Genomic DNA, 10209 nt, shown 5'->3' on the forward strand with positions numbered 1-10209 from the left:
CGCCTGAAGGCCCGGCCCCGCGCCCGCGCCCAGCGGCCCGCTGTCCAGCACCAGCCCCGGCTGGCGGCCGCCGCGCAGCGCCAGATAGACCTCGGCCAGCAATTCGCTGTCCAGCAGCGCGCCGTGCAGCGTGCGGTTCGAATTGTCGATGCGGAAGCGCCGGCACAGCGCGTCCAGCGAGTTCTGCGCGCCGGGGAACTGGCTGCGGGCGATGTCCAGCGTGTCCACCGCGCGGCTGTAGGGCATCACCGGATAGCCGCAAAGCCGCAGCTCGGCGTTCAGGAACTTCATGTCGAAGCCGGCATTGTGGATCACCAGCCGGGCTTCCTCGCCGATGAAGGCGATGAAATCCGCCGCGATCTCGGCGAATTTCGGCTTGTCGCGCAGGAAATCGTCGCCAAGCCCGTGCACCTCGAAGGCCTCCTGCGGCATCGGGCGCTCGGGATTGACATAGACGTGGAAGGTCCGGCCGGTGGGCAGGTGGTTCATCAGCTCGACCGCGCCGATCTCGACGATGCGGTCGCCGGTATCGGGGTCGAAGCCGGTGGTTTCGGTATCCAGGACGATCTCACGCATGGCCGCGTTCTGCCATGATCCGGGCGCAGATGTCCACGATGGCGGCGCGCGCGCCCGCCAGCGTGGCCGAGGGGATCACCCAGTCGGCCCGCGCCCGCTTCTCCGCATCCGGCATCTGCCGCGCCAGGATCAGGCGGAAATTCTCCTCGGTCATGCCGGGACGGGCCAGCACCCGCGCCCGCTGCAGCTCGGCCGGGGCCGAGACCACGGCCACCCCGTCCATCTGCGCCTGCGACCCGCCCTCGTAGAGCAGCGGGATGTCCAGCACCACGATGGGCGCGTCCTCATGCGCGGCGATGAAACCGGCGCGATCCTCGGCCACCAGCGGATGCACGATGGATTCGAGCCGCTGGAAGCCCGAGGGATCGGCGGCCAGCGCCGCGCGCAGCGCCGCGCGGTCGATGCCGCCCTGCCGCAGCACGCCGGGAAAGGCCGCCGCCACCGGCGCCACCGCGGCGCCGCCCGGCGCATAAAGCCGGTGCACGGCCGCATCCGCGTCCCAGACCGGATGGCCCAGCTCGCGGAACATGCGGGCGGCGGTGGACTTGCCCATGCCGATGCCGCCGGTCAGGCCCAGCCGGAAGCTCATGCCAGCACGGCCCGGCGCAATTCCTCGTCCACCTCGGGGCGCTGGCCGAACCAGCGCTCGAAGCCCGGCGCGGCCTGGTGCAGCAGCATGCCCAGCCCGTCCACGATCTCGCAGCCGCGCGCCTGCGCCTCGGCCAGGAAGGGCGTCATCAGCGGCGTATAGACCAGATCCGTCGCCAGCGCGTCGGGCGACAGCGCGTCCAGCGGCACCCGCAGCGGCTCCTTGCCCTCCATGCCCATCGAGGTGGCGTTGACCACCGTCATCGCCCCCTCCAGCATGTTGCCGGCCTGCGCCCAGTCATAGACCACCACCTTGGCGCCGAACTCGGCCCGGATCTGCTCGGCCCGGATGCGGGTGCGGTTGGCAAGGCGCAGCTCCGGCACGCCGCTTTCCAGCAACGAGGCGACCACGGCCCGCGCCGCCCCCCCGGCGCCGATCACCGCCGCCGGCCCCAGGTCCGGGATCCAGTCCGGGGCGCTTTGCCGGATATTGGCGATGAAGCCGTAGCCGTCGGTATTGTCGGCATGGATCTTGCCGTCGGGGCGGAAGATCAGCGTGTTGGCCGCGCCGATCAGCGCCGCGCGGTCGGTGACGACATCGGCCAGCGCCAGCACCGATTCCTTGTGCGGGATGGTGACATTGGCGCCGACGAAGCCCATGCGCGGCATGGCGCGCAGCACCTCGGCCAGATGCTCGGGCATCACCGGCAGCGGCACGTAATGCCCGGCGATGCCGTGGCGGGCCAGCCAGTGCCCGTGCAGCCGGGGCGAGCGGGAATGCGCCACCGGCCAGCCGATCACCCCGGCCAGCGGAATGTTCCGGGGCGGCGCGGGTTTCTGCGGGTTCGGGCTGTCTGACATGGTGACGACCTTGCGCTGCTTTCCGAAGCGGGGATCGCCCGGCATCGGGATGGATCGGTTCGATCACAACTGCTACCCGGCCGGCCCGGGGTCAAGCCGTATCGCCGCCTTGCCCGGCCGCCATGGCAGGAATGCAACCTCCGCGTGCCGGGCGGGCCCGGCGGCCTAGACGACGCCCATCTCGGGCAGGCCGCCCTCGGCCACCAGATCCTCCAGCGTCAGCGATTCGATCAGCAGCAGATAGGACCAGAACACCTGGCCGAACATCTTGCGCAGCCGGCAGCTCGCCTCGTCGGTGCAATCCTCGCAGCGCTGATAGGACCGCCGCGACAGGCAGGGCAGCGGCGCGATCGGCCCGTCCACCTGGCGCAGCAATTCGCCGATGGAAATCTCGGCCGGCCGCTTGATCAGCACATAGCCCCCCGCCCGGCCGCGGCGCGAGCCGACATAGCCGGCATTGCGCAATTCCAGCATGATATGTTCCAGGAATCGCTTGGGCGCGCCCGAGCGCTGCGCGATCTCCTCGATCGTCAGGGCATTGCCGCCGGCGGCGACCTCATCGGCAAGTGCCATCAAGGCCTTGATCGCGTATTTCGTTTTCTGCGAGATCATAGCGAATCCTTAGTGATCCCCGTCACATCATGCAATGTTTTCGGCAAGATTTCGCGTGCCGGGCTGGCATCGCCACGGAACCATCGTAAGAACGTCATAGTTTTGTCACATTGTCGGCGCATTCCTGCCGCGCAGCAGAAGGAGACCATCATGCGCATCGCAGTTCTTGGCGGCGACGGGTTCGTCGGCTGGCCGACCGCCCTGCATCTGTCCGACCTGGGCCACGAAATCCATATCGTGGACAACCTGTCGCGGCGCTGGATCGACACCGAACTGGGCGTGCAGTCGCTGACCCCGATGGATTCGATCCAGGAACGCTGCCGGATCTGGCACCAGCAGACCGGCCGGCGGATCCATTTCCACCTGCTGAACCTGGCCACGGAATACGAACGCCTCAAGGCTTGGCTGGCCGAGCAGCGCCCCGATGCGGTGATCCATTTCGCCGAGCAGCGCGCCGCGCCCTATTCGATGAAGACCGACCGCCACAAGGTCTATACGGTCAACAACAACACCAACGCCACGCATAACCTGCTGGCGGCGCTGGTGGAAACCGGCATCGACGCGCATCTGGTGCATCTGGGCACCATGGGGGTCTATGGCTATTCCTCGGTCGGCGCCCCGATCCCCGAGGGTTATCTGGACGTGCAGATCGACACGCCCGCCGGCCCGCGCGACCAGCAGATCCTCTATCCGACGCGGCCCGGCTCGGTCTATCACATGACCAAGTCGCTCGATCAGATCCTGTTCCAGTTCTATGCCCAGAACGACGGGTTGCGCATCACCGACCTGCATCAGGGCATCGTCTGGGGCACCCATACCGACCAGACCCGCCGGCACGAGCAGCTCATCAACCGCTTCGACTATGACGGCGACTATGGCACGGTGCTGAACCGTTTCCTGATCCAGGCCGCCATCGGCTATCCGCTGACCGTGCACGGCACCGGCGGCCAGACCCGCGCCTTCATCCATATCCAGGATTCGGTGCGCTGCATCGAGCTGGCGTTGCAGGACGCGCCGGCGGCGGGCGAGCGGGTGCGGATCTTTAACCAGATGACCGAGACCCACCGCGTCCGCGACCTGGCCGAGCTGGTCGCCAAGCTGACCGGGGCCGAGATCGCCTGGCTGCCCAACCCCCGCAAGGAGGCCGAGGAGAACGACCTGATCGTCAAGAACGACCAGTTCCTGGCGCTGGGCCTGCAGCCGATCACCCTGGCCGAGGGCCTGCTCTCCGAGGTGGTCGAGGTGGCGCGCAAATACGCGCATCGCATCGACCGCTCGCGGGTGCCGGCGGTCTCGGCCTGGACCAAGGACATCGCCAAGCGCGTCGAGCACGACCCCGAACACAAGCGGCTGCGTTCCGTATCGTGAACCCGCCCATGACCGAGGGTCTGCACCTCACCGGCAAGGCGCGGTCCGACCGCGCCTTCGTCACCTTGGCGACCAACCCGGATTACGTCACCGGGGCGCGGGCGCTGTTCAAGTCGCTGATCCGCACCGGCACCACGGCCGACCTGGTGCTGCTCTATACCGAGCTGCCGCAGAATCTGATCGACGATCTGTGTACGCTCGGTGTACGCGCCGTGCACGCGGATCTGCTGCCCACCTCCAGCGATTTCAACGCCTTGCATGCCCGCGACCGGGTGCATGGCATCGCCCCCTTCACCAAGGGCGAAAAGCCGCCCTTCCACACGCCGCTGGACAATTTCGTCAAGCTGCGGCTCTGGCAGCTCGACTATGCCCGCGTGGTGTTCATCGACGCCGACGCGCTGGTCTTGCAAAACATCGACCGGCTGTTCGACTACCCGGAATTTTCAGCCGCGCCAAATGTTTACGAGAGCCTCGCGGATTTCCACCGGCTGAATTCCGGGGTGTTCACGGCGCGTCCGTCGCCGGAAACCTTCGCGCGGATGCTGTCCGAACTCGACCAGCCCGGCCGCTTCTGGCGCCGCACCGACCAGACCTTTCTCGAACATTTCTTCCCGAACTGGCACGGCCTGCCGGTTTTCGACAATATGCTGCAATATGTCTGGCTGAACCTGCCCGAACTCTGGCGCTGGCAGGACATCCGCGTCCTGCACTATCAGTATGAAAAACCTTGGCAAAATCACGCCAAGGCCGAAGCGCTGCGCCCACTGATCGACCTTTGGCACGCCCATGCCGGCGCCGGGCCGGTGCCCGATCCGCGCGACCTTCCGGACCCGCCGCGGCCATGAGAATCGCCCTGACCGGCGCCTCGGGCCTCGTCGGCCGCTGGATCGCCCGCGCCGCCGTCGAGGCCGGCCACGACCTCGATCCCCTGCCCGGCTGGCGCTTGGGACAGCCCATTGATCTGTCAGGAAAAGATGCGCTGATCCACGCCGCCTTCCACCACCTTCCCGGCCGCTATCGCGGCGGCGAGGGCGCGGATCCGCAGGGCTTCATCCGCGCCAATCTCGACGGCTCGCTGGCGCTGTTCCGCGCCGCCCGCGATCAGGGCGTCGGTCGGGTGATCTTCCTGTCCTCGCGCGCCGTGCATGACGGCCATCCCGGGGGCATGGCGCTGCCGGACGAACTTTCCCCCGCCCCGACAAACCTTTACGGCCAGGTCAAGGCCCGGGCCGAGGCGGCGCTGGCGGCCATGGCCGGTCCCGGTTTCCGCACCGCCAGCCTGCGCCCGACCGGCATCTACGGGCCGGGCAAGCCGCAGAAATGGGCCGGGTTGATCGCGGATTTCCTGCGCGGCATCACCCCGCCCCCGCGCCTCGCGACCGAGGTGCATGGCGCCGATTTCGCCCGCGCCGTGCTGCTGGTGCTGGCAGATCCGGCCATGGCGGGCAGCTACAATGTCAGCGACCTGGTGCTGGACCGCCGCGACCTGCTGGCCGAGGTCGCGCGGCTGACCGGCTGCGCCACGCCGCTGCCCGCCCGCGCCGATCCCGGTCCGCTGCGCCGCCCGCTCTGCGCCCGGCTGCAGGCCTTGGACTGGCAGCCGGGGGGAAGGGCGCTGCTCCTGCAGGAATTGCCTAAAATTTTAACCGAAATACAACCATAGGCAGAATTTCGCCGATGCGTTCCGTTCTTCTTGCGACGGCATCGCGGCTCTGCACATGGTGACGCCGGGTTTTGTACGTTTTGTCATCGGTGGGTTGGTTTTCGATGCGCGTCCTTTCGATCCTCTGCGGCCTGTCCTTCGCGGTCATGGCCGGCTTTTTCCTGGCCTGCTCGACCGTCGTCGCCTCGGCGCAGCCCGCGTTGCGGGCGATCGACCTGGTGATGCTGGGCCGGATTTTCGGCCCCCTGTCCTGGGCGGCGCTGGCGCTGGCGCTGCTGGGGGCGGGCCTGGCCCTGCGCTCGCGCTGCGAGGGTTGGGCGCCGCTGGTGGCCGGCTGCGCGATCTTCGTGCCCTGCCAATTCGGGCTGCCGCATGTCGCCGGGCTGGCGGGGACGGCGCTGCTGTGCCTGACCGCCGCCGGGCTGGCGCTGTCGCCGCTGACCCGGATGCCGATCAGCTACTGGCGCGTGGCGGGGTGACAGGCGGCGGCCGGGCCGCTAGTGTCGCGCCATGCCCGACTATGCCGACCTGGCCGCCCGCATCCGCGCCCTGACCCATGGCGAGACCGACGAGGTCGCGCTGATGGCGACGCTCGCCTGCGAAATCCACCATTCGGACGCGCGTTTCGATTGGACCGGCTTCTATCGCGTCACCGCGCCCGAGATGCTGAAGATCGGCCCCTACCAGGGCGGCCATGGCTGCCTGGCGATCCCGTTCTCGCGCGGGGTCTGCGGCGCGGCGGCGCGGACGCGGCAGACCCAGCTGGTGCCGGATGTCGAGGCTTTCCCGGGCCATATCGCCTGCGCTAGCTCGACCCGGTCCGAGCTGGTGATCCCGGTGATCGGCCCGGGCGGACGGCTGATCGGCGTGCTCGACATCGACAGCGACCGGCCGGAGGCTTTCACGCAAGACGACGCCGACCGCCTGCAGGAGATCCTGGATGCCACCTTCGGACGCGACTGAATTCACCGGCCATTGCCTTTGCGGCGCCATCCGCTTCCGCGGCACCTATGACGCCGGCAAGGATCTCAAGGCCTGCCATTGCGGCCAGTGCCGGCGCTGGTCGGGGCATTACTGGGCCGCCATCCTGCCGAAATCGCTGCGGATCGAGGGGCAGCCGAAATGGTATCGCGCCTCGGACTTCGCCCGGCGCGGCTTCTGCCCGGACTGCGGCAGCTCGCTGTTCTGGCAGCGCGACGGCTCCGAGATCATCGACGTGGCGGCGGGCGCCATCGACAGCCCGACCGGGCTGCGGCTGCTGGGCCATATCTTCGTCGCCGACAAGGGCGATTATTACGATATCGCCGACGGGCTGCCGCAGGATCCGCGCGAATAGTTGACGCGGCGCGCCGCCCGGCCTAGGCGGCAGGAAAAGGGGGCGCGCGATGATCTGGGACACGCTGGCGAATTTTCCGTTGCAACAGCTTCTGGCCTTCATGGCCGGGGCTTTGGTGCTGAATTTCGCGCCCGGACAGGACGTGTTCTTCGCCAGCGCCTGCGGCATCCAGAACGGCCCGCGCGCCGGGGCGCTGGCCGGCTTCGGCGTCGGGCTGGGCGTGGTCTGCCATGTGGTGATGGCGACCGTGGGCCTGGGCGCGCTGGTCGCCGCCCATCCCGGCGCGCTGGTGGCGATCAAATATGCCGGCGCCGCCTATCTGCTGTTCCTGGCCTGGAAAAGCTGGACCGCCGGCGAGGTCGATCCCCGGGCCCGCGCCGCCAGCCGGACCTGGAACATCATCCGCCGCGGCGCGCTCTCGAACCTGCTGAACCCCAAGCCGGTGCTGTTCCTGCTGGCCTTCCTGCCGCAGTTCACCCGGCCGGAATACGGTCCCATCTGGCAGCAGATCCTGGGGCTGGGACTGATGTTCACCCTGTCGGGCATGCTGGTCACCATGGGTTATGGCCTGGTCGGCGGCTTCGCCGGCCAGGTGATCGGCAAGCGGCTGGGCATCGTGAACCGCATCGCCGCGGTGATGTTCGCCGGCCTGGCGCTGCGGCTGGTCTGGAAATGAGCTTCCTCTACCAGCCGACGGCGGAACAGCCGCGCGTGATCCATGCCGATCACGAGATCCTGGTGGTCGAGAAGCCGGCCGGCCTGCTCTCGGTCCCCGGCCGGGGCGAGGACCGCGCCGATTGCCTGATCGAGCGGCTGCGGACCGCCTTTCCGACCGTGCTGCTGGTGCATCGGCTGGACCTAGACACGTCGGGGGTGATGGTCTTTGCCCTGACCCCGCATGCGCAGCGTCACCTGTCCCGGCAGTTCGAGGACCGGCGCACGAAAAAGACCTATGTCGCGCGGCTTTGGGGCCGGCTGGAGCCGAAGACCGGCATGGTGGACCTGCCGCTGATCGTGGACTGGCCGAACCGGCCGCGCCAGAAGGTCGATCATGCCGAGGGCCGGCCGGCGCAGACCGAATGGCGGGTGGTGAAGGCCACGGATGCCGAGACCCGGGTGCGGCTGATGCCGATCACCGGCCGCAGCCACCAGCTGCGCGTGCACATGGCCGAACTGGGCCACCCGATCCTGGGCGATCCGCTTTACGCCACCGGCGCGGCGGCGGATTTCCCGCGGCTGATGCTGCATGCCGAAAGCCTGCGCTTCAAGCATCCCGAAACCGGGGTGATGCAAGGCTTTTCCGCCCCGGCGCCGTTCTGAGCCGGTCCGGCCGTCGGCCCAGCGGCACGGCCGCATGGGTATTTGGGCAACGAAGAAGCCGCCGGCCGGCGGAACCTTGCCGCCCCGGCTTGGGTTGGGCGCTCAGATCGGCAGAGGGAGAGGACTGATGGCCGGACTGTTCAAGACCACCCGCCGCGGCGCCATGGCGATGGGCGGCGCATTGCCCCTGGCGCTGGGGCTGCCCGCCCATGCCCAGACCGCCGCCCCCGCCCAGACCGCGCCCGCCAAGCCGGCGGGCGAGGCGCCGGTTTTCGTCGGCCGCGCCAGCACCGTCCAGTTGGGCGGCTTCGAGGTGACGACGCTGCTGGGCGGCGCCAGCATGAGCGACAATCCGATCGGGACCTTCGGCCTCAATGCCGAGCCGGCGGCGTTCGAAAGCCTCAGCGCCGAGAATTTCATTCCCGCCGACCGCAGCGGCAGCTCGTTCACCCCGACGCTGGTGCGGGCCGCCGACATGTTGGTGCTGTTCGACACCGGCATGGTTCCAGCCAACAACGCCGCTTCGCTGGCGCAGGCCGGGCTGACGCCCGAGGATGTGACCCATGTCGTGCTGACCCACATGCATCCCGACCATATCGGCGGGCTGATGGACGGCGAGACCCCGGCCTTTCCCAATGCCGAGCTGATCCTGCCCCGGCCCGAGAACGATTACTGGGCGGCCAATCCCAGCGAGGCCTATACCGCCAGGGTGCTGCCGTTGCTGGACAAGGCGCGGCAGATCGAGGGCACCGAGGAGATCCTGCCCGGCATCCGCGCCGAGCAGGCGCATGGCCACACCCCCGGCCATACCACCTATCTGTTGGAAAGCGACGGGCAGCGGCTGCTGATCACCGGCGACAGCTTCAACCATTACGTCTATTCGGTGCAGCGGCCGGACTGGCATGTGCGCTTCGACGTGGACAAGGAACGGGGCGCCGCCACCCGCCAGGCGGTGCTGGCCCGGCTGGCCAAGGAGAAGATCCCCTTCATCGGCTATCACATGCCCTTCCCGGCGCTTGGCTTCATCGCCCCGAACGGCGAGGGGTCGTTCCGCTTCGTGCCGGCGACCTATCAGTTCGGCTGACGACCGGCGCCCTGCTATGGCCCCAGGGGGCCGGGAAAACCGGTGATAATTGGTTCCAGCCCGCCAGAATCGCGCCGGAACCCTTGCAGGAGAGCCGTGATGCCGGATCAACGGGCGAAGTTCGAGGCGCTGAAGGCGCTGCACCGGGCGGAAGGCGCCTTCGTCATGCCCAATCCCTGGGATGCCGGCTCGGCCCGGCTGCTGGCCAGCCTGGGGTTTCAGGCGCTGGCCACCACCAGCGCCGGCTACGCCTTTTCCAAGGGCAAGCTGGATTCCATCGCCGAGCTTGGTCGCGACGAGATCCTGCAGAATGCCGCCGAGATCGTCGGCGCGACCGAGCTGCCGGTCTCGGCCGATCTGCAGGACGGTTTCGGTGCCACACCGGAAACCTGCGCCGAAACCATCCGGCTGGCCTGTCGGGTGGGGCTGGTCGGCGGCTCGATCGAGGATGCGACGGGGGATGCCGACGATCCGATCCACGACCTGTCCCTGGCGGCCGCGCGGGTCCAGGCCGCGGCCGAGGCGGCGCGGGGCCTGCCCTTCCTGCTGACGGCGCGGGCCGAGAATTTCCTGTGGGGCCGGCCCGACCTGGACGATACCATCCGGCGGCTGCAGGCGTTTTCCGAAGCCGGCGCGGATGTGCTTTACGCGCCGGGCCTGCCGGACCTGCAGGCGATCCGCACCGTCTGCGCCGCCGTCGACAAGCCGGTCAATGTGGTCATGGGGCTGTCGGGTCCGACATGGTCGGTCACCGAGCTGGCGCAGGCCGGGGTGCGGCGGATCAGCGTCGGCGGCTCTTTC

At 68.7% G+C, this 10209-nt stretch carries 14 protein-coding genes; 10 read left to right on the plus strand and 4 right to left on the minus strand.

From position 1 onward, the window contains the following. From dnaQ to ACFOMP_RS17860, 4 genes are all read right to left on the minus strand, one after another. On the minus strand, positions 1–576 hold a 576-nt coding region (dnaQ, locus tag ACFOMP_RS17845; protein ID WP_379033060.1), incomplete at its 3' end, for a DNA polymerase III subunit epsilon. Further along, the gene (gene coaE, locus ACFOMP_RS17850) at positions 569–1165 is read right to left on the minus strand and encodes a dephospho-CoA kinase (RefSeq protein WP_289894625.1); all 597 of its coding nucleotides are present in this window, start codon (positions 1163–1165) and stop codon (positions 569–571) included. The genes dnaQ and coaE, both read right to left, overlap by 8 nt. Beyond that, on the minus strand, positions 1162–2025 hold the full coding sequence (locus ACFOMP_RS17855; RefSeq protein WP_289894830.1) for a shikimate dehydrogenase: 864 nt from the start codon (positions 2023–2025) through the stop codon (positions 1162–1164). Before ACFOMP_RS17855 ends, coaE begins: the two co-directional genes overlap by 4 nt. A gap of 165 nt (positions 2026–2190) precedes the next feature. Further along, positions 2191–2637: an RrF2 family transcriptional regulator gene (locus tag ACFOMP_RS17860; RefSeq protein ID WP_289894624.1), complete on the minus strand. Its 447-nt coding sequence runs from the start codon at positions 2635–2637 to the stop codon at positions 2191–2193. Between the two features lie 150 nt (positions 2638–2787). On the opposite strand from ACFOMP_RS17860, the gene ACFOMP_RS17865 reads away from it, so the two are divergent. The 10 genes from ACFOMP_RS17865 to ACFOMP_RS17910 form a co-directional block, all read left to right on the plus strand. After that, positions 2788–4005 (plus strand): NAD-dependent epimerase/dehydratase family protein, encoded by a 1218-nt coding sequence (locus tag ACFOMP_RS17865; protein ID WP_289894623.1) that lies wholly within the window; start codon positions 2788–2790, stop codon positions 4003–4005. 8 nt (positions 4006–4013) lie between these two features. Continuing rightward, the gene (locus ACFOMP_RS17870; protein WP_379033066.1) at positions 4014–4850 is read left to right on the plus strand and encodes a glycosyltransferase; all 837 of its coding nucleotides are present in this window, start codon (positions 4014–4016) and stop codon (positions 4848–4850) included. After that, entirely contained in the window at positions 4847–5668 is an 822-nt protein-coding gene (locus tag ACFOMP_RS17875; protein WP_379033069.1) for an NAD-dependent epimerase/dehydratase family protein, read from the plus strand. The genes ACFOMP_RS17870 and ACFOMP_RS17875 overlap by 4 nt, the downstream gene beginning before the upstream one ends. A gap of 104 nt (positions 5669–5772) precedes the next feature. After that, a complete protein-coding gene (locus tag ACFOMP_RS17880; protein ID WP_289894621.1) occupies positions 5773–6147 on the plus strand; it encodes a hypothetical protein in 375 nt (124 codons plus the stop codon). A gap of 31 nt (positions 6148–6178) precedes the next feature. Continuing rightward, positions 6179–6631, plus strand: a complete 453-nt coding sequence (locus ACFOMP_RS17885) for a GAF domain-containing protein (protein ID WP_379033072.1) — start codon at positions 6179–6181, stop codon at positions 6629–6631. Then, a complete protein-coding gene (locus tag ACFOMP_RS17890) occupies positions 6609–7004 on the plus strand; it encodes a GFA family protein (protein WP_379033075.1) in 396 nt (131 codons plus the stop codon). Before ACFOMP_RS17885 ends, ACFOMP_RS17890 begins: the two co-directional genes overlap by 23 nt. A 49-nt stretch (positions 7005–7053) precedes the next feature. Then, positions 7054–7680, plus strand: coding sequence for a LysE family translocator (locus ACFOMP_RS17895; RefSeq protein WP_289894618.1), 627 nt, complete (start codon positions 7054–7056; stop codon positions 7678–7680). Then, complete coding sequence (locus ACFOMP_RS17900) at positions 7677–8324, plus strand: pseudouridine synthase (RefSeq protein ID WP_379033078.1); 648 nt, start codon at positions 7677–7679, stop codon at positions 8322–8324. Before ACFOMP_RS17895 ends, ACFOMP_RS17900 begins: the two co-directional genes overlap by 4 nt. Positions 8325–8451: 127 nt before the next feature. Then, the gene (locus ACFOMP_RS17905; RefSeq protein ID WP_289894616.1) at positions 8452–9408 is read left to right on the plus strand and encodes an MBL fold metallo-hydrolase; all 957 of its coding nucleotides are present in this window, start codon (positions 8452–8454) and stop codon (positions 9406–9408) included. 99 nt (positions 9409–9507) lie between these two features. Next, positions 9508–10209 (plus strand): isocitrate lyase/PEP mutase family protein (locus tag ACFOMP_RS17910; RefSeq protein ID WP_379033081.1); only part of this gene is annotated, 702 nt, incomplete at its 3' end.

Source organism: Paracoccus simplex (assembly GCF_042648325.1).
Taxonomy (GTDB): Bacteria; Pseudomonadota; Alphaproteobacteria; order Rhodobacterales; family Rhodobacteraceae; genus Paracoccus; species Paracoccus simplex.

Coding starts and splice junctions, on each gene's coding strand:
- ACFOMP_RS17895 (WP_289894618.1), top strand. CDS start 7,054: ATGATCTGGGACACGCTGGCGAATTTTCCGTTGCAACAGCTTCTGGCC.
- ACFOMP_RS17905 (WP_289894616.1), top strand. CDS start 8,452: ATGGCCGGACTGTTCAAGACCACCCGCCGCGGCGCCATGGCGATGGGC.
- ACFOMP_RS17855 (WP_289894830.1), bottom strand. CDS start 2,025: ATGTCAGACAGCCCGAACCCGCAGAAACCCGCGCCGCCCCGGAACATT.
- ACFOMP_RS17860 (WP_289894624.1), bottom strand. CDS start 2,637: ATGATCTCGCAGAAAACGAAATACGCGATCAAGGCCTTGATGGCACTT.
- ACFOMP_RS17875 (WP_379033069.1), top strand. CDS start 4,847: ATGAGAATCGCCCTGACCGGCGCCTCGGGCCTCGTCGGCCGCTGGATC.
- ACFOMP_RS17870 (WP_379033066.1), top strand. CDS start 4,014: ATGACCGAGGGTCTGCACCTCACCGGCAAGGCGCGGTCCGACCGCGCC.
- ACFOMP_RS17885 (WP_379033072.1), top strand. CDS start 6,179: ATGCCCGACTATGCCGACCTGGCCGCCCGCATCCGCGCCCTGACCCAT.
- coaE (WP_289894625.1), bottom strand. CDS start 1,165: ATGAGCTTCCGGCTGGGCCTGACCGGCGGCATCGGCATGGGCAAGTCC.
- ACFOMP_RS17880 (WP_289894621.1), top strand. CDS start 5,773: ATGCGCGTCCTTTCGATCCTCTGCGGCCTGTCCTTCGCGGTCATGGCC.
- ACFOMP_RS17900 (WP_379033078.1), top strand. CDS start 7,677: ATGAGCTTCCTCTACCAGCCGACGGCGGAACAGCCGCGCGTGATCCAT.
- ACFOMP_RS17865 (WP_289894623.1), top strand. CDS start 2,788: ATGCGCATCGCAGTTCTTGGCGGCGACGGGTTCGTCGGCTGGCCGACC.
- ACFOMP_RS17890 (WP_379033075.1), top strand. CDS start 6,609: ATGCCACCTTCGGACGCGACTGAATTCACCGGCCATTGCCTTTGCGGC.